This is a genomic window from Nonomuraea soli (assembly GCF_013761175.1).
Lineage (GTDB): Bacteria > Actinomycetota > Actinomycetes > Streptosporangiales > Streptosporangiaceae > Nonomuraea > Nonomuraea soli.
Genome location: NZ_JACDUR010000006.1, coordinates 878,648 through 899,733, shown reverse-complemented (window position 1 = coordinate 899,733; position 21,086 = coordinate 878,648). Strand labels below are relative to the sequence as shown.

The following is a 21,086-nucleotide window of genomic DNA, read 5'->3' as shown; positions in this document are numbered from 1 at the left end:
CGGGTCGCGGGGCGCCGCCGTGGCGGCGCCCCGCGCAGCTCGGGGAGCACATTTTCCTCTTTAGTCACATCAGCATCACGAATTGATTTCTATTTTCCGGCCAAAGCATCCCGGAGGCGATGCCAGACTGAGGAACCATGCGAACCGCACGACCTCTGCTCGCCGCCGCCGCCCTCGCGATCGTCGCGTCCGGCGCCGCCTACGCGTTCGGCCCTCGTGCGGACGCCGACCCCGCCACCGGCACCCCCTCACGTGCCGCGCTGCAGCCCGTCGGCACCTGCGCGCCCAACCCCAAGTACCCCAAGCGGCAGCTGCGCGGCGTGTGGATCGCCACGGTCAAGAACATCGACTGGCCCTCACGCACCGGCCTGACCGTCGCCAGGCAGCAGGCCGAGTACGTCAAGCTGCTCGACGCCGCCGCGGCGCGGCGCTTCAACGCCGTCTTCTTCCAGGTGCGCCCGGCTTCCGACGCGGTGTACAAGTCGTCGCTCGAGCCGTGGTCGCAGTACCTGACGGGCACCGCGGGCAAGGATCCCGGCTGGGACCCGCTGCCGTTCCTCATCGAGGAGGCGCACAAGCGCGGGCTGGAGTTCCACGCCTGGTTCAACCCCTATCGTGCCGCCTACGACGCCGACACCTCCAAGCTTCCCGCCGCCCACCCGGCGCGCGTGCATCCCGAGTGGACCGTGAAGTACGGCGACCGCCTGTACTACAACCCCGGACTGCCCGAGGTGCGCTCCCACGTCGTCAAGGTCATCTCCGACGTGGTGTCGCGCTACGACATCGACGGCGTGCACTTCGACGACTACTTCTACCCCTACCCGGGCGGCGGCGCCACGTTCGACGACTCCTCGGCCTTCCGCCGTCACGGCGGCGGCAAGAAGCTCGCCGACTGGCGACGCGACAACGTCAACACCCTGGTCGCGCAGGTCGACAAGGCCGTGCACGGGCTGAAGAACCACGTGAAGTTCGGCATCAGCCCGTTCGGCATCTGGCGCAACAAGGCCCAGGACCCCACCGGTTCCGCCACGTCGGGCATGTCGGCCTACGACTCGATCTACGCCGACGCGCGCCACTGGATCAAGTCCGGAACGGTCGACTACATCATGCCGCAGCTCTACTGGCCCCGCGGCTTCAAGATCGCCGACTACAAGGTGCTCGTGCCGTGGTGGGCCGGCGCCGTCAAGGGCACCGACGTCGACCTCTACATCGGCCAGGCGCTCTACCGGGTCGGCACCACCGACCAGGCCGCCTGGACCAAGCCCGGCGAGCTGCCCGCGCACCTGACGCTCAACCAGGCCTACAAGCAGGTCGACGGCGACGTGTACTTCAGCGCCAAGCAGATGCTCTCCAACCCCCTCGGGGTCATGGACCGCCTGGCGGCCGGCCACTACAAGCGCCCGGCCCTGCTGCCGCTCATGAAGGACCGCGCCGGCTCCTCCGCCCCCGCCGCCGCCAAGCCCTCGGGCGTGCAGGCCTCGGGCGCGGCGGTGAAGTGGGCGGACGCCGCCAACGCGCGGGCGTACGCGGTGTACCGCGTGCCCCAGGGCGACGCGGCCTGCGCCTCCGTCGACGGGCGCAACCTGGTCGCGGTGACCACCACGCCGGGCTTCACCGCCCCCGCGTCGGGGACCTACCTGGTGAGCTCGCTCAACCGGCTCCACGAGGAGAGCAAGACCACCAAGGTCAAGGTCACCCTGCCGTAGGCCGCCAGGCCGGCTTTTGATCACCTGGCGGCCCCGCTGCTAGGGTTAGCGGACACCGTCTCCCGGGGGCTGAGGCTGTTCGCGGTGATCGCCGGGACGCTCCCGGGGGCTGAGGCTGTTCGCGGTGATCGCCGGGACGCTCGCGGCGGGTGAGCGGTCTCGGCACGGAGAGTGCCGTCCTTCTCGGCTCGGGCACCGCGTCGCTCGTCCTCTTCGTCATGGGCGGCTACGGCTACCTGGCAACGGCCTGGGGGCTGACGACGCGGTGGTCCTCCGGCAGGCTCCGCGACCACCGAGGAGGACCGCGAGATGCAGGCGTGGGTGGACGACGCGCAGCGGATGTGCGACTCCACCCCGCGCCACCGGCCCCTCATCACCCCCGCCTGGACGACACGCGTGAAGCAGCCCCGTATGACGGATACCGGGCTGGTGGCCGCCGTACCCGGCCATCTGATGGTCCTGACCCACTCCGACCCGTACCTGTGCGTGACCGTGGAGACCTACACGCGGCGCCCGCCGGTGGAGACGAAGGGCTGGGACAACGTCGTCGAGGTCGGCTACCGGAGCCCCACGGGATCGATCGTCCTGCGTGACTCCATGATCGGCACCGAACTTCCCGACCTGTCGCTGCACGGCCGCGCCGGCGACAGGACCGTGACGTACGGGACACCGCGGAACCGCTGAGCGATCACGGGAGCCGGGCCCGGGTCTCCTCCACGAGCACGCGGGCGGCTTCCACTGTCTCCGTCAGGGACGCGGCGTCCTGCCCCGGCGCCCCGAGCAACGCGCGGGCCCGCTCGCCGAACCCCTCGGGCGCCGACGGGAACGCCGAGGCGACCGCCAGCGCGCCCTTCTCGTTGAGGCACCACCGGCGCTCCGCGGCGTACAGCGCCTGCACCAGCACCCCCACCGCCCGGGCCAGGCACAGCGAGACGTGCAGCACGTCGCCCCGCGCCGCGCTCTTGGCGGCGCCGTCGACGAGGAAGCCCGCTTCCCAGGCCCCCGCCACCAGCGCCTCCCGCAGCGCTTCGGGGTAGAGCGCCATCTCCCCGCGCAGCGCGGCCAGGCGGCCGCCGGGGTCGGCCAGGACGCGGGCGAGGGCCAGTTCGCCCGCGTAGCACGACGAGTAGAACCCCAGCGGATGCCCGGGCTGCACCCCGATCTCGTACCGTCCCGCTCTGCACGACTCCCACACGCGCTCGACCCGATCCAGGTCGCGCAGGATCCAGTCCACCGCGACGCCGTCGACGCGCAGCCAGGCGCCGCCGTCCACCCACGGGCCCCACCCGCCGGGTCCCGCCACGGGGGCGCCGGCCAGCCGCTCAAGGGCGGCCTCGTCGAGCCGGCCCCGGTAGTAGACGCCGAGGTCCCAGTCGGAACCGGGGTGGTGTTCGTCCCTGGCGCGGCTGCCGCCGAGCACGACGCCGACGACCCCGGGCACCTCGGCCAGCTCACCGGCCATCCGGGAGATCCGTTCCAGCATGGGAGGCAACGTTAGCCGGTGAACCCCCGCAGGGCGCGACTGGATATCGCCACCCCCGCCGTGACCAGGATGACCACGCCGATCAGCGCCACCGACCTCGCCCCGCCGAGTACCCCCGCCAGGGCGCCTCCCAGGACGGGGCCGATCGGCGCCAGGCCCCTGCCGAGCACGCCGAGCACCGAGGAGACGCGGCCGATCATGTCCTCGGGTACGAGGCGCGTGGTGACGACCGACAGCACGACGTTCAGCGCCGGGGTGGTCACCGACAGGACCATCAGCGGGAGCAGCGGCCACCACGGGCCGAACGGCAAGGCCATGACGAGCAGGCAGGCGCCGAAGACGGCGACGACCGCGACCATCAGCGGTCCCGGCGGGAGCAGGCGGCCGATCCTGGCCGACAGCAGGGCGCCCGCGAGGCCGCCGATCCCGATGCCGGCCATCACCGCCCCGGTGACGCGGGCGTCGCCGCCCCGCTCGGTGACCAGGACGATCAGCGGGATCATGAAGGCGCCGCCGAGCAGGTTGAGCGCGTTGACGAGCAGGGTGGCCTCGCGCAGGCCGCGCTGCCGCCACAACCACGCGAACGACTCGCCCAGCGCCCGGTGCATACGCTGCGGCGGCGCGGCGACCTCGGGACGGCGCGGCACCTTCGCCATGACGGTGAAGACCAGGGCGACCAGGTAGGTGACGGCGTCGAGGACGAACGGCACGGCACGGGCTATGCCGTACAGGAGCCCGCCCAGGGGCGGGCCGAGGAGGCGTGCGGCGTGGTTGCGCGACTCCTCCTGCGCGTAGGCGGTGGCGAGCTGTTGCGGCGGGACGATCGCGCGGATCGCGGTGGTGCGGGCGGGTTCGGTGAAGGCCTGGCAGGCGCCGTCGACGATGCCGAAGACCAGGAACTGCCAGGCGTCGAGCAGCCCGGTCATGACCAGGACGGCGAGCAGGACGGCGTTGGCCAGTTGCAGCGCCTGGGCGGTGATGAGCGTGCGGCGGCGGTCCCAGCGGTCCACCCAGACGCCGGCGGGCAGCTGGACCAGGACGGTGGCGGCGACCTTGGCTCCGGTGACCAGCCCGGCCAGGCCCGGCGAGCTGGTGAGCGCCAGGACCAGCAGCGGCATGGCGAGCTTGGTCAGCTCCACGCCGAGCTGGGAGACGGCGCCGCCGATCCACAACAGCTGGAACGGCCGGTTTCTGCGCAGCGGGGGATGGTCGGCCACGGATCTCCTTCGAGCTGTCGAGTCCGCGCCGGGCTGCGCCGGGGAGGGCAGGAGACGGCGGGGCGGGCGGCGGACGTCGCCGGGCCGGGAGTGAGTGATCCTACCGAGGGAAATTCACCACATAAGCCGCCACTCGCCTACGACAGGAGTCGTTCGCAGGCCCGGCGTGCCCGCTCCACCGCGCGTTCGTCGCGGAAGAGCTGGAGCTGCTGGTTCAGGGCCAGGAAGATCCCGTTGAGCTCGAACACCACCTGCTCGACGTCGGTCCCGGCCGCCAGCTCCCCCTCGCCGATCGCCACCCGCACGTCGTGCGCCAGCCGTACCCTCCACACCCGCAGCAGGCGCGCGACCTCCTCGCGCACGGCCCCGGCGCGGGCGTCGAACTCGATGGAGGCCGTGGCGAACAGGCATCCGCCGGGAAAGGTCTCCCGCTCCTCCACGAGGTAGCGGGCCCACGCATCGCACACGGCCCGCAGCCGCGCGAGGCCGGGCCGTTCGTGCTCGGCGGGTGCCCACACCAGGTGCGTGAAGAGCTCCGCGGCCCGGCGCAGGGTCGCCACCTGCAACCTCTCTTTCGTCCCGAAATGCCCCAGAACGCCGCCTTTGCTCAACCCCAGTTCCGTCGCGAGCCTCCCGATCGTCAGACCCTCCAGCCCTTCGACGGACGCGAGGGCGACGCCACAGGCGAGAATGCGATCACGGGTGTGGCGGGCTTCGGCCACAGAACGGCGAGGACTCACCCCACCCAATATAGCGATCGACCGGTTGCTATATTTCGGGCCAGACCATCACACCCCCGAGGAGACGAGCCCGTGCCGGGATCCCGCATCACCGCCCTGGGACACCACCAGCCCGACCGAGTCCTGACGAACGACGACCTGGCCACCATGGTCGACACCTCCGACGAGTGGATCCGGCGGCGCACCGGCATCGTCACCAGGCATTTGGCGGCCGAGCACGAGTCGGTCGCCGACCTGGCCGGACAGGCGGCCGCCAAGGCGCTGTCGGCCTCGGGCCTGGCCCCGGCCGACATCGGGCTGGTCACCGTGGCGACCTTCACCGCGATGGACCGCATGCCCTCCATCGCCGCCCGGGTCGCCCGGCACCTGGGCATCCCCTCGGCCGTCTGCTACGACCTCAACAACGGCTGCGCGGGTTTCTGCACGGCCCTGGCCACCGCCGACCACGCCGTCCGCGCGGGCGCAGCCGGGCACGCGCTGGTGATCGGCGCGGAGAAGATGTCGGACGTCACCGACTGGAACGACCGCACGAGCTGCGTCCTGCTCGGCGACGGCGCGGGCGCCGCCATCGTGAGCGCCGACGAGACGGCCGGGATCGGGCTGGTGTGCTGGGGTTCCGACCCCTCCCGAGGCGACGCCGTACGGCTTGCGGGCGCGTGGCACCCGCTCTTCGCCCAGGAGGGGCAGACCGTCTTCCGCTGGACGACCACGACCATGCCGGGCGTCGCCAAGGAGGCCTGCAGGCGTGCCGGCCTCGACATCACCGACCTGGCGGCCGTCGTCACCCACCAGGCCAACCTGCGCATCATCGAGGCGATCACGGACCGGCTGGGACTGCCCGAGCGGGCGATCGTCGCCACCGACGTGACCGAGTCGGGCAACACCTCGGCCGCCTCGGTGCCGATCGCGCTGTCGAAACTGGTGGCGCGGGGCGAGGTGCCGCCGGGGGCGCCGGTGCTGCTGCTGTCGTTCGGGGGCGGCCTGTCGTGGGCCGCCCAGGTGATCACCTGCCCCTGACACCCGGCCGGACGCTGGGATGATCCCCCCATGAAGGAACATCCCCTCGAAGGCGGCAACGTCAGCGCCGGTGTCGTCCGCGTCGGCGACACCGTGCGCCGGCCGGCCGGGCCGTGGACGCCTGCCGTCCACGCCCTGCTCACCCACCTCCACGAGGCGGGCTTCCGCGGCGCGCCGCGCCCGCTGGGGCTGGACGAGCAGGGCAGGGAGGTGCTGACGTTCGCCAGGGGCGAGGTGGTCTGGCCCGACCACTTCGCCCTGGTCGAGCCGGACGAACACCTCGCGGGCGTCGCCGCGCTCTTCAGGGAGCTGCACGACGCCTGCGAGGGCTTCACCCCTCCCCCGGACGCCCGCTGGCAGCGGCTGATCCCGCCCGAGGGCGACGACCTGATCGTCCACCACGACCTTGCCCCGTGGAACCTGGTGAAGGGCGACGGGTGGACGATCATCGACTGGGACGGCGCGGGACCGGGCTCCAGGCTCTGGGACCTGGCCTACGCCGTGCACGGATTCGTGCCCCTGATGGCGCACCCGCACTGGCGGCGCGACGACGCCGCCGCCCGGGTGCGGACGTTCGCCGACGCCTACGGCCTGGGCGAGGCCGATCGCCGGGCCCTGGTGCCGATGCTGGCCCGCCGTGCCCGCTCCATGCACGACTTCCTGCGCGACCAGGCGGCCGCCGGCGCGCGGCCCTGGGCCGGGCTGTGGGCGGACGGGCACGGCGCGGTGTGGCTGAACGACGCGGCCTACACCGAGGAACGCGAGCAGGAGTGGCTGACTGCCCTGCTCGCCTAGGGACCCCGGGCTGGGGACGCCGGGCTGGGCTCACAGGGCACGGCTCACAGGGCACGGCTCACAGGGCACGGCTCGCGGGACGTGTCCTGCTCAGCCGACCCAGGCGCGGGCCAGGAGCTCTCGGGTGTCGGCCAGCAGTTGCGGCAGCACCTTGGTGCGCGCGACGACGGGCATGAAGTTGGTGTCGCCGCCCCACCGGGGCACCACGTGCTGGTGCAGGTGGGCGGCGATGCCCGCGCCCGCGACGTGCCCGAGGTTCATGCCGACGTTGAAGCCCTGCGCCCCGCTGGCCTCCCGCAGCGCCCGCAGCGCCTTCTGCGTGAAGTCGCCCAGCTCGGCCACCTCGGTCGCGTCGAGTTCGTCGTAACCGGAGACGTGCCGGTAGGGCACGACCATCAGATGGCCCGAGTTGTACGGATAGAGGTTGAGCACGGCGAACACCGCACTGCCGCGGGCGACCACGAGCCCGTCCTCGTCGCTCAACTTCGGGATCTCGCAGAACGGGCAGCCGTCGTCGGCGCCCGACCCGGTGGGCTTGTTCTCGCCCTTGATGTAGGCCATCCGGTGCGGGGTCCACAAGCGGTCGAAGTTGTCGGGCTCATGCATGCCTAGCAGCATAGAGGGCCGCCCCTGGCGACCCACGGGCACCTGCGGCACAATCCCGGCATGACCCAGGAAACTGTGACAGAGGCTCCCCCCATCGAGACGCTCCCCTCCGAGGCACCCGTCAAGGGCAGCATCACCGTCGCCGACGAGGTGGTCGAGAAGGTGGCCGCGCTGGCCGCCCTGGAGGTGTCGGGGGTGGCCGACATGGGCGGTGACCTGGTGCGCGCCTTCGAGTCGGTCCGCGAGCGCATCGGCATCGGCCAGCGGCGCGCCAACCAGGGCGTGAACGCCACGATCGTAGGCCAGGAGGTCGCGATCGACCTGACCATCGTGGTGGAGTACGGGCATGTCGTGATGGAGGTCGCCACCGAGGTGCGCGCCAACGTGGCCCGGTCGGTCACCCGCATGCTGGGTATGGACGTCACCGAGGTGAATGTGACCGTCGACGACGTGCGCCTGCCCGGCGAGCCTCGTCCCGCCGTACGAGAAGAGGCCGAGTGAATCCGCTGGAGGCCGAGTGAATCCGCTGGAGCCCATGCCCGACGACTGGCAACGCGCGCTGGCCATCGTCGCGCATCCCGACGACCTGGAGTACGGCTGCGCTGCGGCCATCGCCGGCTGGACCGGCGCCGGCAAGCACGTCGCCTACCTCCTGGCCACCAGGGGCGAGGCGGGCATCGACACGCTGGAGCCCGGCAAGGCGGGCCCGCTGCGCGAACAGGAGCAGCGTGCCAGCGCCGCGGTCGTGGGCGTGGACGTGGTGGAGTTCCTCGACCACGCCGACGGGGTGATCACGTACGGCACGCGCCTGCGCGCCGACCTCGCCGCGGCGATCCGCAGGCACCGCCCCGAGCTGGTGATCACGCTCAACCACCACGACACCTGGGGCGGAACCTCCTGGAACACCCCCGACCACCGCGACCTGGGCCGGGCGGTTCTCGACGCCGCGGGCGACGCCGGCAACCGGTGGATCTTCCCCGGCGAGGGCGGCGAGCCGTGGAACGGCGTGCGCTGGGTGGCCGTGGCCGCCTCGCCGCAGGCCACGCATGCCGTGGACGTGACGGACACGCTGGAGCTCGGGGTGCGCTCGCTGGTGGAGCACCGTGCCTACATCAAGGCGCTGACCGACCAGGACCCGGAGGACTACGCGCGTGAGCTGCTCACCGGGTTCGCCACGCGGACGGCCGAGCGATTCGGCGGCCGTCCGGCGGTGACGTTCGAGCTGTTCGCCCGCTGAGAGGTGACGGGGGCGAGCCATGCCGACCCCGCGCGACGGGGGCGGGCCATGCCGACCCCCGCGACGTGGGCGGGGCCTTACCGGCCCCCGGCGACGTGCGCGGGGGGCCGGTAAGGCCCCGCGTACGTCTCACACCTGGACCCGGCGCTCCACGGCGTCGATGATCTCGGCCACGGCCTCGTCGACCGGCACGCCGTTCTTCTGCTCGCCGCTGCGGAAGCGGAAGGAGACGGCCCCGGCGGCGATGTCGTCGTCGCCCGCCAGAAGCATGAAGGGCACCTTCTGCTTCTGGGCGTTGCGGATCTTCTTCTGCATGCGGTCGTCGGAGGAGTCGACCTCGACGCGGATGCCGTGAGCCTTCAGCTTCTTGGCCACGTCGTGCAGGTAGGGCGCGTGCGCCTCGGCGATCGGGATGCCGACCACCTGCACCGGCGCGAGCCAGGCCGGGAAGGCGCCCGCGTAGTGCTCGACCAGCACGCCCAGGAACCGCTCGATGGAGCCGAACAGCGCCCGGTGGATCATGACGGGCGTCTGCCGCGAGCCGTCGGCGGCCTGGTATTCGAGGCCGAAGCGCTTGGGCTGGTTGAGGTCGAGCTGGATCGTCGACAGCTGCCAGGTGCGCCCGATGGCGTCCTTGGCCTGCACCGAGATCTTCGGACCGTAGAAGGCCGCGCCGCCCGGGTCGTCGACGAGCGTCAGCCCTGACTCCTCGGCCGTCTGGCGCAGCGCCTGGGTCGCTTCGTCCCAGTCGGCCTGCTCGCCGATGAACTTGTCGGAGTCGTCGCGGGTCGACAGCTCCAGGTAGAACTCGTCGAGCCCGAAGTCGCGCAGCACCGACAGCACGAAGTTGAGCAGCGACTTGATCTCGTCGGTCATCTGCTCGCGCGTGGTGTAGATGTGGGAGTCGTCCTGCGTCATGCCGCGCACGCGGGTCAGGCCGTGGACCACGCCCGACTTCTCGTAGCGGTAGACCGAGCCGAACTCCGACAGCCGCAGCGGCAGCTCGCGGTAGGAGCGGCCGCGCGCACGGTAGATCAGGTTGTGCATCGGGCAGTTCATCGGCTTGACGCGGTATTCGGTGCCGTCGAGCTCGAAGGCCGGGAACATGTCCTCGCCGTACCAGGGCAGGTGGCCCGAGGTCTCGAACAGCGAGGACTTGGTGAGGTGCGGCGTGTTGACGAACTCGTAGCCCGCCTCCAGCTGCCGCTGGCGCATGTAGTCCTCCATCTGCTTGCGGATGATTCCGCCCTTGGGATGGAAGACCGGCAGGCCGGAGCCGAGCTCCGGCGGGAAGGAGTACAGGTCGAGCTCGGCGCCGAGCTTGCGGTGGTCGCGCTTCTCGGCCTCCTCCAGCAGGTGGAGGTATTCGTCCTGCTTCTCGCGCGACTCCCACGCGGTGCCGTAGATGCGCTGCAGCTGCGGGTTCTTCTCCGAGCCACGCCAGTAGGCGCCGCCGGAGCGCATGAGCTTGAAGGCGGGGATGGACCGGGTGGAGGGCACGTGGGGCCCCCGGCACAGGTCCTTCCAGCACAGCGAACCGTCCTTGGGGTCGAGGTTGTCGTAGATGGTCAGCTGGCCGCCGCCCACCTCGACCGACTCCTCGGCGTCGGCGCCGCCCTTCAGCCCGATGAGCTCCAGCTTGTACGGCTCGGCCGCCAGCTCCTCGCGCGCCTGCTCGTCGGTGACGGGACGGCGCTGGAAGGTCTGCCCCTGCTTGACGATCTCGCGCATGCGCTTCTCGACGCGCTTGAGGTCGTCGGGCTGGAAGGGCTGCTTGACGTCGAAGTCGTAGTAGAAGCCGTTCTCGACGGGCGGGCCGATGCCCAGCTTGGCCTCGGGGAACAGCTCCTGCACGGCCTGGGCCATGACGTGGGCGGTGGAGTGGCGCACGATGGCCCGGCCGTCGGGCGAGCCGACCTCGACGGGCTCGACGACGTCGCCGTCGGCCACCTGGTGGTACAGGTCGCGCAGCTCGCCGTTGACCCGGGCGGCGACGACGGCGCGCCCGTCGGCCTCCAGCGCGTCACCGGCCGTCGTGCCGGCCGCGACCACACGCTCGGCTCCGGCGAGGGTGATGCGTAGCTCGGCTGACACGGTGACTCCCATTCGACAAGGCCTGAAGTGACGAAGGAAGCCTATCGCGGGTGATACCCCAGCCCGGTCAGCTCCTGGCGGGTGCCGTGGAAGACGTTGCGGTCGAGCGGGCTGTTGGAGTACTGGTGGATCGTCCAGTCCGTCCACGGCCCCGGCACCGCGGGGGCGCCGCGCGGGTGGTTGGGCGCGGCGATCCACAGCGGGTATTCGCCGAGCCCGGCGCAGTTGCCCTCCTTGGCGAAGTACACGTAGGTGTAGACGAACGGCCGCACCGTCGTGTGCTTCTCCACGTAGCGGCACCAGCGCCGGGCGTATCTGGCCACCTGCTCGGGCGGCAGGCCGTCGTTGGTCTCCAGGTCGAGGGCGATCAGGTCGCCCCGTCGCAGCCCTCCCGCGGCCTGGAGGCGGGCCAGGAAGTGCTGGGCGTGCGTGGCGGGGTCTCCCTTGGGGCGGGCGAAGTGGTAGGCGCCGCAGACCAGCCAGCTCTCACGCATGCCGGACCAGTTGTGCTCGAAGAACTTGTCGGCGTAGTCGCCGCCCTCGGTGGCCTTGGCGAAGGCGAACGAGACACCGGCCTTGGCGTGCTCGCTCCAGTCGACCCGCCCCTGCCAGTTGGAGACGTCTATGCCGTGCAGCAACCGTTTCACCCTGCGTGAGTGTATTGAGGCGCCCGGTGATCACTCGGGCGCCGCGCCGCTCTCATGCAAGCATAGTTCTCAGCAGTTGTCTGGTCCGGGGGAACTCGGCGTACTCCGAGGCGACGAAGTCGGTCACGCCGGACTTGGCCAGCGCCTCGATCTGGGCGCGCACGCTGTCCTCGTCGCCCACGATGGCCACGTCGCCCGGTCCCGCCGCGCCTTCCCTGTCGAGCATGGCCCGGTAGGAGGGCAGCTGGCCGTAGACGGCGAAGGCCTCGGCCGCCTTGGCCCGCGCGCCGTCCACGTCGTCGGTGACGCACACGGGCAGCGCGCACACGATGCGCTTGCCCGGGCGCAGGGCCGGGGCGACGTGCTCGGCGACGGTCTTGGGCCCGGTCATCCAGAGCACCGTGCCGTCGGCCAGTTCGTCGGCGAGCTTCAGCATGCGCGGGGCGAGCGCCGCGATGAGCACCGGCATGCCCGCTCCCGGCGTGCTCAGGCGCATGTGCCCCTGCAGGGTCTCGCCCGTGAAGTCGGCGGCCTCCCCGCGCACCAGCGGCAGCAGCACGTTGAGGTACTCCCTCATGTGCCTGGCCGGCTTGTCGAAGCTGTAGCCGTACATGTTCTCGATGACGATCTGGTGCGACAGGCCGATGCCCAGCGCCAGGCGGCCCTCCAAGGCCGCGTTGGCGGTCATGGCCTGCTGGGCCATGACGCCGGGGTGGCGCGGGTAGGTCGGCACGACCGCGGTGCCCAGCTCGATGCCGGGGACCTGGCTGCCGGCGACGGCCAGCGCGGTGAGCGCGTCGAGGCCGAAGATGTTGGAGATCCACGCGGAGGGGAATCCGTCGTCGGCGGCCTGCGCGATGCGGTCACGCAGTTTGCCGAGGTCCTTGGATTCGCTCAGGTACAGCCCGATGCGCATGTTACCGAACTCCATTCTGTTTGCTCGTTTGTAGGGTAGTCCCATGACCCATGAGCGCGCAGGGCAGCAGGCGCTGCCGAGCGACCTAGTCGACGTCGCCAAGCTGGTGACCGCCTACTACAGCGTGCGGCCCGATCTCGACGATCCCGGGCAACGGGTCGCCTTCGGCACGTCGGGGCATCGCGGCTCGTCGCTCGACGCCGCCTTCAACGAGACCCACATCCTGGCCACCAGCCAGGCGATCTGCGAATACCGCAGGCAGCAGGGTGTCACCGGGCCGCTCTTCCTGGGCGCCGACACCCATGCCCTGTCCGAGCCCGCGAAGGTCTCGGCGCTGGAGGTGTTCGCCGCCAACGACGTCACCGTCCTGGCCTCCGGCGAGTACACCCCGACGCCCGCGGTCTCGCTGGCGATCCTGACGCACCCGGGCTCCGACGGCGTCGTGGTCACGCCCTCGCACAACCCGCCGCGCGACGGCGGGTTCAAGTACAACCCGCCCAACGGCGGACCGGCCGACACCGACGCCACCGGGTGGATCCAGAACCGCGCCAACGAGCTCATCGCGGCCGGGCTGTCCGGCGTACGGCGCAAGCCGTACGGCAAGGACCTGGCCGAGTCCTACGACTTCCTCGGCGCCTACGTCGACGCGCTGCCCTCGGTGATCGACATCGACGCGATCAGGGACGCCGGGGTGCGCATCGGCGCCGACCCCCTGGGCGGCGCGAGCGTGGCCTACTGGGGCGCTATCGCCGAGCGGCACCGGCTCGACCTCACCGTGGTGAACCCCGAGACCGATCCCACCTGGCGTTTCATGACGCTCGACTGGGACGGCAAGATCCGCATGGACTGCTCCTCGCCGTACGCCATGGCCTCGCTCATCGGCGCGCGCGACCGCTTCGACATCTCCACGGGCAACGACGCCGACGCCGACAGGCACGGCATCGTCACCCCGGACGGGGGCCTGCTCAACCCCAACCACTACCTGGCCGTCGCGATCTCCTACCTGTACGGCAGGCGCGCCGACTGGCCCGCCGACGCGGCGGTGGGCAAGACGCTGGTGAGCAGCGGCATGATCGACCGGGTCGCCGAGACGCTCGGCAGGCGGCTGCACGAGGTGCCGGTCGGGTTCAAGTGGTTCGTGCCCGGTCTGCTCGACGGCTCCCTGGCCTTCGGCGGCGAGGAGAGCGCGGGCGCCTCGTTCCTGCGCCGCGACGGCTCGGTCTGGACGACCGACAAGGACGGCCTCATCCTGGCCCTGCTGGCCTCGGAGATCCTCGCCGTCACCGGCCGCTCGCCCTCGCAGCTCTACCGGGATCTGACCGGGAAGTTCGGCGAGCCCGCCTACGCCCGCGTCGACGCGCCCGCCTCCCGCGAGCAGAAGGCGGTCCTGGCCAAGCTCTCCCCCTCCGACGTCACCGCCTCCGAGCTGGCGGGCGAGCCGATCACGGACGTGCTCACCCGCGCCCCCGGCAACGACGCCCCGATCGGCGGGCTCAAGGTGAGCACCGAGAGCGCCTGGTTCGCGGCCCGTCCCTCGGGCACGGAGGACGTCTACAAGATCTACGCGGAGTCGTTCAAGGGACCCGACCACCTGGCCCGGGTCCAGGAGGAGGCACGAGCGGTGGTCACCGCGGCACTCGGCGGGTGAGCTTGAAGACGCCGTAGAGCGCCTCGATCCCGCCCAGGGCCATGACGACCAGGCCGGCCTTGTGCGGGTTGACCAGCCAGATCTCCTCGTCGAGGCCCCACAGCCACAGGGCCAGGCCGACGACGAAGGTGATCAGTCCGATGATGAGCGTCTTAGGCGATCTATCCACATACTCAGGCTAGGGGCGATCTAGGCCGGCGAGCTCCCGCTCGCCGACGAGATCGGCGTACATCCTTCGGATGATCTCAGCCGCTCGCGCTCGAGGTCGGCCCGCCGACCGGCCTCGACGCCGTCACGGTAACCGGTGCCGCTGGTGCGCGGCACCGTGCGCCGGATGCGGGGGTACTGCTCGGCCACCGCCCTCTCGACCTCGGCACGGCGGTCGGCCAGGACCAGCTCGGTGCCCGCCGAGCCGCTCCGCCGCAGCGCCTCCGACTCGGCCGCCGACAGCAGCCGGTAGACCTCGTCGGTGAAGCCGAGCATCCACGAGCGCCGGTAGGCCCGCGCGGCGGGGAAGCCCGCGGGCAGCTCGATGCCGGCCAGCCCGCGGGCCATCTGCAGCAGCAGCGAGGTGGCCAGCAGGTCGGCACGTTCGAGGTCGGCGGTGAAGCCGAAGACGTGCACCCGCTGGCCGCCGTCGCCCCGGCCGATGAGCAGCGGCCGGCAGCGCAGCGCCTGCGCGACGAGCGAGACCAGCCTGGCCTTCTCGCGGGCCCACGGGTCGGCCAGGGTGACGATGCGGTTGCCGGGCGCCGCGCGCCTGGGCCCGCCGAGGGTGACCTGCTCGATGCCGTACTTGGCCATCAGCGCCGAGGCGGCCGCCATGAAGGTGGCCCGCTCGTGCTCGTTGTCGGTGCCCTCCGCCTTGGCCAGCAGCTTCCTGACGCGCTCGAGTGTCCTGTGGTTCAAGCCACCGAGTCTAGGCCAGTCACCTGCCGGCCGCCGGGACCTCGTCCTGGAGCTCGATCGCCGGGAAGGTGCCGGTGTCGATGATGCCGTGCTCGCGGTAGAGCTGCTCGATGAGGGCGTGGGCCTGCGGCTCCAGCTTCCACACCGACCGCCAGTCGCGGGCGGTCGCCGGGGAGATGCCGATCTCGGCGGCGATGTCGACGGTGCGCGGCACGATGCCCTTGGCGATCTGCCGGTTCCAGTAGGAGCGGGCCTCGCGCATGAGGCGCGCCCGCTCGGCGATGTCGACGATCTGCGGGTTGGAGTCGAGCAGGACCATGTTGTCGTCCTCCTCGGCGACCAGCTCGACCAGCGCGGGCGGCAGCTCGGGACGGGCGGGCACCGGCTGGTGGTCGGCGTGCGGGCCCCACGGCACGCGGGGGTCGGCGTCGACGAGCGCCTCGGTGTTGTACAGCGCGGCGATCTGCGCCAGCAACGCCTCCTGGCGTCCGCTGTCGACGGCCAGCCCGGTGTGCTCGACCGCCTGGTCCATGGCCTTGTCGAGCCTGGACAGCGCGGCGCGGATCTTACGGTCGGGCGCGCCCTGCTCGCGCAGGTTCCTGGCCTTCTTGGCGGCCAGGGCGACCCTGGTCAGGCGGCGGTGCGCGTCGACCTCGCTCGCGGTGCGGTCGCTGACCTCGGCCAGGCCGAGCCGTACGAGCATGCGCTCAGGGGTCAGGCGCCACTTGATGCGGCCGGTGCCGCGGATGCGGTGCCGCTCGATCGCCATGCCGCGCTCCCACAACCAGGCCGCGACCAGCGGGGCCGCCAGACGGAAGATGGCCTCGGCCAGGCTGTGCGCGTCGAGCGACGACAGCACGGCCGTCAGGCAGGTCAGCGCCCACACCGCGATGCCGTCGATGCCCGCCGAGTAGTTCTCGCGCATGTTCCTGCGCGCCCGCACGGCGCTGGTGACGATGGCGACCTCGATGAAGGCGAACAGCAGCAGGCGCAGCGGCCCGTCGAGGCCGAGCACGTCGCCGGAGAAGCGCCACATGCCCTGCGCGGAGACGCCGGTGGCGATGCAGGCGGCCACGATGGTGAGCACGTCCTCGATGGGACGGGGCAGCACGTAGCGCTGCAGGAGGAGCGCGCCGGAACGCCAGGCTTGGCGTAGCAGGAAATAGGCCACGATGAGCGCAATCAGCCCAAAGAGACCGATCAGTCCGGCTATGACCGGCTTTTCGGAGACGAATGCAGCGATGTCATCAATTAGGGGCATCAGTGACTGTCCGTCAGGTTGGATATCCGACTGTATACGGACCGGATCATTGCAGAATGTTGGCCTCTTGTATGCCAAACGGCACCGCACTCCCCACAAATAGCTACAGCTTCCCCGGGTCTCATGCGAGATAGGAGTGCTTTGCCCTGATTTGGAGCCTTCGCCTCACCCGAGGGCGCGCGTGCCGGTTTTCACAGACGCACAACCGAGGCGCGGGGACCCCGCGGCCCGAGCCGGCGATCCACGCCGAGGACTGCTCGTCGGCGGCCTCAGGGTAAGACCAGGGTCGCCGGATGGGACCATCTGTAGCAGGATTTGTCCCGGCTACAGGTGCCCCTGCCAGGTAGGAATCGCATGTCAGAGTATGAGTTGTCGGAATTTCCTCTCGTGCAGTTCATGCGCGAGAGGTTCGACCCCGTCGCCGAGCTCGCCCGCATCCGCGGCGAGCAGCCGATGTTCCCCATGAACATCCCGGGCGACCAGACCGTCTGGCTGGTCACCAGGTATGAGGACGTCCGCGCGGTCCTGGGCGACCACGAGCGCTTCAGCAACGACTTCGGCAACATCATCGGCCTGGGCTCCAACCAGGACGACCCGGGAGGCCTCGGCTTCCGTGACCCGCCCGAGCACACCAGGCTGCGCAAGTATCTGACGCCGGAGTTCACCATGCGTCGCCTGCGCCGCCTGGAGCCGCGGATCGAGGGCATCGTGACCGACTACCTGGACCAGATGGAGGCCAAGGGCGCTCCGGCGGACCTGGTGGAGGACTTCTGCCTGCCGATCCCGTCGCTGGTGGTGTGCGAGCTGCTCGGCGTGCCGTACGAGGAACGCAAGGACTTCCTGCGGCTGTCGACCAACCGCTTCGACTTCTCGGCCGGTCCCGAGGCCTCCATCCAGGCGGTCAACGACGCCATGGCCTACCTGACCGACCTGGTCGCCCGCGAGCGCGAGAAGCCCGGCGACGGACTGCTCGGCACGCTGCTGCGCGAGCACGGCGACGAGCTCGACGACCGCACGCTGGCCAGCATGGCCGACGGGCTGCTGACCGGCGGCCACGACACCAGCACCAGCATGCTCGCGCTGGGCACGCTGTGGCTGCTGGAGAACCCCGCCGTGGCCGAGAAGGTGCGCGCCGAGGAGTCGTACATCGTGGACGTGGTGGAGGAGCTGCTGCGCTACATGAGCGTGGTGCAGGTGGCCTTCCCGCGCTTCGCCCGCGAGGACATGGAGTTCCTCGGCCAGAAGGTGACCAAGGGCCAGCTGGTGCTGTGCTCCCTGTCGGGCGCCAACCGCGACCCCGGCCTGGGCGACGGCATCGACCAGGTGCGCCCCGAGCGGCCCACCGCCTCCTCCCACCTGGCCTTCGGCCACGGCATCCACCGCTGCATCGGCGCGCCGCTGGCCCAGATGGAGATGCGCATCGCCTTCCCCGCTCTGCTGCGGCGCTTCCCCGGGCTGCGGCTGGACGTCGCCCCCGGCGAGGTGGCCTTCCGCAAGCTGGCCATCGTCTACGGACTGGAGGCCCTGCCCGTGGCCTGGTGAGGCCGGGCGGCGTAAGTTCACGAGTGTGAGCAGCATCGATCTGACCGCGATCGGCGCCGTCGTGTTCGACATCGACGGCGTCGCCACGGACACCGCCCGCGTGCACGCGGCGGCCTGGAAACACGTCCTCGACGGCTTCCTGCGCGGGCGGGGCGAGGAGCCGTTCGACATCCGCTCCGACTACCTGCGCCACGTCGACGGCCGCGCCAGGCTCGACGGCCTGCGCGCCTTCCTGGCCTCACGCGGCCTGGAGGTACCGGACGGCTCGGCCGACGACGAGCCCGGCCAGGTGAGCGTCCACGGGCTGGCCGGCGCCAAGGACGCCTTCTTCCTGGAGCAGGTCGGCAAGTACGGCGTGGCCGCCTTCCCGCAGGCCGTCGCGCTGCTGCACGAGCTGCGCCGCCGCGGATGCCGTACGGCCGCCGCCACCGCCTCGCGGCACGGCCGCACGCTGGTGCAGGGGGCGGGCCTGGCGCACCTGTTCGACCTGATCGTCGACGGGCACGACGCGGCGCTGATGAACCTGCCGGGCAAGCCCGACCCCGCCCTCTACCTGGAGGTGGCGCGGCGGCTGGACCTGCCGCCCGAGCGTACCGCGATCGTCGAGCGCGCGCTGGCGGGCATCGAGGCGGCGCACAAGGGCGGCTTCGGCACCGTCATCGCCGTCGAGGACGCCGCCGATCTGGCGGAGGTCACGGTGCTGGGCCGGGTCCCGCGTCCTGTGTGATCGGGAGACGGGATCCCTCAGTAGCCTGGTTGTCGTGAGTGTTCTGATCGACCCCCCGATCTGGCCCGGGCCGCGCGGGATGATGTGGTCGCATCTCGTCAGCGACGCGTCCCTCGACGAGCTGCACGACTTCGCGATCCGGCTGGGAGTGCCGGAGCGTGCCTTCGATCGCGATCACTACGACGTGCCGTCGACCGTGCACGCCCGCGCCGTCGAACTCGGAGCCGAACCGGTCAGCTCCCAGGAACTGCTGAAGAGGCTGATCGCCTCAGGCCTGCGGCGCCGCAAGCGCCGCTAGCTCGCGCTCCATGTTCGCCCTGGCCGGCTGCTCCCACCGCGCGTGCGCCTCATCGGTGCGGAACAGCCGCGGCGCCGACAGCAAGCGGCCGAGCACCTGGGCACGACCGGCCCTGAACAGGTCGTCGGGGACGTGGCGGTACTCCTGGCGGATCTCGCTCGCGTAGACGGCGTACCTCGGCTCGTCACTGGCCAGGATGGCCAGGTCGGCGTCACACAGCACCTGGCCGTCGAGGTCGTCGCCGGCAGGGTCGTGGGTGGCGGTCAGCCGCACCAGCCTGGCCACCTCGGCGACGGTCGAGGCCGGAACGCCGCATGACGGCAGGCGCTGCTGGGCGAGCTGGGCGCTGCGCTCCTCGTCGGAGCCCGGCCTGCCGTCGTAGACGGCGTCGTGGAACCAGGCGGCCAGCCGTACGGCCACGCCGTCGGCGGCGGTGAGCCGGTCGAGGGCGTCCAGGACCTGGTCGAGGTGATTTCTGGTGTGGTAGCGGCGGTGCGGCTCCGACCAGCGGGCGAGTAGTTCGGCGCGAAGGGAGCGAACGGCGGGGCGGTCTCCGAGCAGCTCGATCATCAGCGCTCCACCTCCGGGGGAACGACGAAGGCCCCGGTCCGTTTCCGGACCGGGGCCTCGCCTTTCGTAGCGGGGACAGGATTTGAACCTGCGACCTGTGGGTTATGAGCCCACCGAGCTACCGAGCTGCTCCACCCCGCGTCGTTGGTACAACTCTATCGTGCTTTCCGAGTGCCCGCGCACGTTTTCCGTCCGTGGCGCTGTGAGATGCTGGTGAGGTGAACCTGGAGGACCTCGTCCGGCTGCGCCGGGCGCGTGACCTGATGGATCGCGAGTACTTCAAGCCACTCGACGTTCCGGCGCTGGCGCGTGTCGCCCTCATGTCGCCGGGCCACTTCTCGCGCAGCTTCCGCGCCGCCTTCGGCGAGACGCCCTACAGCTACCTCATGACGCGGCGCATCGAGCGCGCCAAGGCGCTGCTGCGGCGCGGCGACCTGTCGGTGACGGAGGTCTGCTTCGAGGTCGGCTGCACCTCCCTGGGCACCTTCAGCACCCGCTTCACCGAGCTCGTCGGCGAGAGCCCCAGCGCCTACCGCGCGCGCGACCACGAGGACGGCGCGGCCATCCCCGCCTGCGTCGCCAAGATCCACACCCGGCCCACGCGCAGGTGACGGACCTCGCCGGCGTCCTGACCGTAAGGTGACACGTATGGGCATCAACCTTTCGCAGTGCTTCATCGCGGTCGACGACCACGACAAGGCGATCGCGTTCTACCGTGACGTCCTCGGGCTCGAGGTACGCAGCGACGTGGGGTTCGAGGGCATGCGCTGGGTGTCGGTCGGCGCCCCCGACCAGCCCGACGTGGCCATCGTCCTGGAGCCGCCGCTGGCCGACCCCAACGCCTCCGACGCCGACCGCGAGGCCGTGAACGTGCTCCTGGCCAAGGGGCTGCTGCGCGGGGTCATCTTCAGCACCGACGACTGCGACGCGCTCTTCGAGCGGGTCCGGGCCTCGGGCGCCGAGGTGCTGCAGGAGCCCATGGACCAGCCGTACGGCGTGCGCGACTGCTCCTTCCGCGACCCGGCGGGGAACATGCTGCGCTTCAACCAGCCGCGGAAGGGCTGAACGGCCGCCGGCAGGCCGCCCGCCCGCGACGTGTGGCCGCGGCCCACCCGCCTCTCGTCGCCGGTGGAGATCCATGGCCTGTCGGCGCGCCCGGCGCACGGCGGTCGAGGCGTGTAAATGTACGGCGTGACGCGGTGCCAGGCGCGGGCGAGTCACCAGCCGAACCCGCTGCACACCGACCGCCTGCTCTTCGAGATGTACATGGCCGCGCTGGACCATGTCCTGGGCCTAGTCGGCCCTGGAGACGTACAGCCTGGCGACCCGCACGGTCCGCCTCCAGTTGACGGCCGACGCGCGGCGGGTGCTCTTCCAGGCCGGGCCCGAGTACCAGGCCTATCAGGCACTCACGCGCGGGACCGACCGCCGGTGGTGGCAGGGCTCGTGGACGGACTGTGGTGGACGAGCGCCTGGATCGCGTTGTGGGCCGGTGTGGCCCTGCTGGTGGCCGCCGCGTTCACGGTCATGCTGATCTGGTTACCGACCCGGTACTCGAGACAACGGCTGATGGGCGGCGAGCCGACCTTCGGGTACCACCCCGAGCCGGACCGGGCCAGCAGCTCACTGATCAGGGCGCTCGGGCGGGGGCTACTGATCGAAGAGGTGCGCGA

The 21,086-nt window shown here is 71.2% G+C and carries 23 protein-coding genes, 1 tRNA gene and 1 pseudogene; 12 read left to right on the top strand and 13 right to left on the bottom strand.

Going from position 1 to position 21,086, the window contains the following annotated elements; translation table 11 throughout:
• The first annotated feature begins 137 nt into the window (after window positions 1–137).
• Together HNR30_RS32315 and HNR30_RS32310 are read left to right on the top strand one after the other, a co-directional pair.
• A complete protein-coding gene (locus HNR30_RS32315; protein WP_181613814.1) occupies window positions 138–1,706 on the top strand; it encodes a glycoside hydrolase family 10-like protein in 1,569 nt (522 codons plus the stop codon).
• 309 nt (window positions 1,707–2,015) lie between these two features.
• Window positions 2,016–2,390, top strand: coding sequence for a hypothetical protein (locus HNR30_RS32310; RefSeq protein ID WP_181613813.1), 375 nt, complete (start codon window positions 2,016–2,018; stop codon window positions 2,388–2,390).
• Between the two features lie 4 nt (window positions 2,391–2,394).
• On the opposite strand, the gene HNR30_RS32305 is transcribed toward HNR30_RS32310, so the two are convergent.
• The 4 genes and pseudogenes from HNR30_RS32305 to HNR30_RS48410 all read right to left on the bottom strand — a co-directional run.
• Complete coding sequence (locus HNR30_RS32305; protein WP_181613812.1) at window positions 2,395–3,189, bottom strand: nucleotidyltransferase domain-containing protein; 795 nt, start codon at window positions 3,187–3,189, stop codon at window positions 2,395–2,397.
• Between the two features lie 11 nt (window positions 3,190–3,200).
• Window positions 3,201–4,406: an MFS transporter gene (locus tag HNR30_RS32300; protein WP_312894791.1), complete on the bottom strand. Its 1,206-nt coding sequence runs from the start codon at window positions 4,404–4,406 to the stop codon at window positions 3,201–3,203.
• Window positions 4,407–4,543: 137 nt separating this feature from the next.
• Window positions 4,544–4,966, bottom strand: coding sequence for a TetR family transcriptional regulator C-terminal domain-containing protein (locus HNR30_RS32295; RefSeq protein WP_246379867.1), 423 nt, complete (start codon window positions 4,964–4,966; stop codon window positions 4,544–4,546).
• 15 nt (window positions 4,967–4,981) lie between these two features.
• A pseudogene (locus HNR30_RS48410) lies at window positions 4,982–5,128 on the bottom strand (TetR/AcrR family transcriptional regulator); the annotation flags it as partial.
• Between the two features lie 90 nt (window positions 5,129–5,218).
• Between HNR30_RS48410 and HNR30_RS32290 the strand changes: the two are divergent.
• The gene (locus tag HNR30_RS32290; protein WP_181613810.1) at window positions 5,219–6,163 is read left to right on the top strand and encodes a beta-ketoacyl-ACP synthase III; all 945 of its coding nucleotides are present in this window, start codon (window positions 5,219–5,221) and stop codon (window positions 6,161–6,163) included.
• Between the two features lie 30 nt (window positions 6,164–6,193).
• Complete coding sequence (locus tag HNR30_RS32285) at window positions 6,194–6,958, top strand: phosphotransferase (RefSeq protein ID WP_181613809.1); 765 nt, start codon at window positions 6,194–6,196, stop codon at window positions 6,956–6,958.
• Window positions 6,959–7,048: 90 nt separating this feature from the next.
• Here HNR30_RS32285 and HNR30_RS32280 read toward each other — a convergent pair whose 3' ends face one another.
• Window positions 7,049–7,564 (bottom strand): HIT family protein, encoded by a 516-nt coding sequence (locus HNR30_RS32280; protein ID WP_312894790.1) that lies wholly within the window; start codon window positions 7,562–7,564, stop codon window positions 7,049–7,051.
• 60 nt (window positions 7,565–7,624) lie between these two features.
• Here HNR30_RS32280 and HNR30_RS32275 point away from each other — a divergent pair, with 60 nt between their 5' ends.
• Window positions 7,625–8,065, top strand: coding sequence for an Asp23/Gls24 family envelope stress response protein (locus HNR30_RS32275; protein WP_181613807.1), 441 nt, complete (start codon window positions 7,625–7,627; stop codon window positions 8,063–8,065).
• Window positions 8,066–8,099: 34 nt separating this feature from the next.
• On the top strand, window positions 8,100–8,801 hold the full coding sequence (locus HNR30_RS32270; RefSeq protein WP_181613961.1) for a PIG-L deacetylase family protein: 702 nt from the start codon (window positions 8,100–8,102) through the stop codon (window positions 8,799–8,801).
• Between the two features lie 129 nt (window positions 8,802–8,930).
• On the opposite strand, the gene thrS is transcribed toward HNR30_RS32270, so the two are convergent.
• Genes thrS through HNR30_RS32255 form a run of 3 tightly spaced genes read right to left on the bottom strand, consistent with a single transcriptional unit; the run spans window position 8,931 to window position 12,458 of the window.
• Window positions 8,931–10,907: a threonine--tRNA ligase gene (gene thrS / locus HNR30_RS32265; RefSeq protein ID WP_181613806.1), complete on the bottom strand. Its 1,977-nt coding sequence runs from the start codon at window positions 10,905–10,907 to the stop codon at window positions 8,931–8,933.
• A 29-nt stretch (window positions 10,908–10,936) separates the two neighbouring features.
• Window positions 10,937–11,542: a glycoside hydrolase family 25 protein gene (locus HNR30_RS32260; RefSeq protein WP_181613805.1), complete on the bottom strand. Its 606-nt coding sequence runs from the start codon at window positions 11,540–11,542 to the stop codon at window positions 10,937–10,939.
• 52 nt (window positions 11,543–11,594) lie between these two features.
• Window positions 11,595–12,458 (bottom strand): TIGR03564 family F420-dependent LLM class oxidoreductase, encoded by an 864-nt coding sequence (locus HNR30_RS32255; protein ID WP_181613804.1) that lies wholly within the window; start codon window positions 12,456–12,458, stop codon window positions 11,595–11,597.
• Window positions 12,459–12,501: 43 nt separating this feature from the next.
• On the opposite strand from HNR30_RS32255, the gene pgm reads away from it, so the two are divergent.
• Window positions 12,502–14,106, top strand: a complete 1,605-nt coding sequence (gene pgm / locus HNR30_RS32250) for a phosphoglucomutase (alpha-D-glucose-1,6-bisphosphate-dependent) (protein ID WP_181613803.1) — start codon at window positions 12,502–12,504, stop codon at window positions 14,104–14,106.
• Here pgm and HNR30_RS32245 read toward each other — a convergent pair.
• From HNR30_RS32245 to HNR30_RS32235, 3 genes are read right to left on the bottom strand one after another with little or no spacing between them, the layout of a single operon-like run.
• On the bottom strand, window positions 14,084–14,275 hold the full coding sequence (locus HNR30_RS32245; RefSeq protein ID WP_181613802.1) for a DUF5708 family protein: 192 nt from the start codon (window positions 14,273–14,275) through the stop codon (window positions 14,084–14,086). The genes pgm and HNR30_RS32245 overlap by 23 nt on opposite strands.
• 20 nt (window positions 14,276–14,295) lie before the next feature.
• Window positions 14,296–15,015 carry a DUF2786 domain-containing protein gene (locus tag HNR30_RS32240; protein ID WP_181613801.1) on the bottom strand — a complete coding sequence of 240 codons (720 nt, stop codon included), beginning with the start codon at window positions 15,013–15,015 and terminating at the stop codon, window positions 14,296–14,298.
• 19 nt (window positions 15,016–15,034) lie between these two features.
• Window positions 15,035–16,186 (bottom strand): hypothetical protein, encoded by a 1,152-nt coding sequence (locus HNR30_RS32235; protein WP_312894788.1) that lies wholly within the window; start codon window positions 16,184–16,186, stop codon window positions 15,035–15,037.
• 444 nt (window positions 16,187–16,630) lie between these two features.
• Here HNR30_RS32235 and HNR30_RS32230 point away from each other — a divergent pair, with 444 nt between their 5' ends.
• From HNR30_RS32230 to HNR30_RS32220, 3 genes are read left to right on the top strand one after another with little or no spacing between them, the layout of a single operon-like run.
• Window positions 16,631–17,818: a cytochrome P450 gene (locus HNR30_RS32230; RefSeq protein ID WP_181613799.1), complete on the top strand. Its 1,188-nt coding sequence runs from the start codon at window positions 16,631–16,633 to the stop codon at window positions 17,816–17,818.
• 25 nt (window positions 17,819–17,843) lie between these two features.
• Entirely contained in the window at window positions 17,844–18,545 is a 702-nt protein-coding gene (locus HNR30_RS32225; RefSeq protein ID WP_181613798.1) for an HAD family hydrolase, read from the top strand.
• 34 nt (window positions 18,546–18,579) lie between these two features.
• Entirely contained in the window at window positions 18,580–18,843 is a 264-nt protein-coding gene (locus HNR30_RS32220) for a DUF4031 domain-containing protein (protein WP_181613797.1), read from the top strand.
• Here the strand turns inward: HNR30_RS32220 and HNR30_RS32215 are convergent.
• Window positions 18,814–19,413, bottom strand: a complete 600-nt coding sequence (locus HNR30_RS32215; RefSeq protein WP_181613796.1) for an HD domain-containing protein — start codon at window positions 19,411–19,413, stop codon at window positions 18,814–18,816. The genes HNR30_RS32220 and HNR30_RS32215 overlap by 30 nt on opposite strands.
• A 67-nt stretch (window positions 19,414–19,480) precedes the next feature.
• Window positions 19,481–19,554 (bottom strand) — tRNA-Met (locus HNR30_RS32210).
• Between the two features lie 122 nt (window positions 19,555–19,676).
• Between HNR30_RS32210 and HNR30_RS32205 the strand changes: the two genes are divergently transcribed.
• Together HNR30_RS32205 and HNR30_RS32200 are read left to right on the top strand one after the other, a co-directional pair.
• Window positions 19,677–20,024 carry a helix-turn-helix transcriptional regulator gene (locus HNR30_RS32205; RefSeq protein ID WP_220134268.1) on the top strand — a complete coding sequence of 116 codons (348 nt, stop codon included), beginning with the start codon at window positions 19,677–19,679 and terminating at the stop codon, window positions 20,022–20,024.
• Between the two features lie 37 nt (window positions 20,025–20,061).
• Window positions 20,062–20,478, top strand: coding sequence for a VOC family protein (locus HNR30_RS32200; protein WP_181613794.1), 417 nt, complete (start codon window positions 20,062–20,064; stop codon window positions 20,476–20,478).
• Window positions 20,479–21,086: the final 608 nt, after the last annotated feature.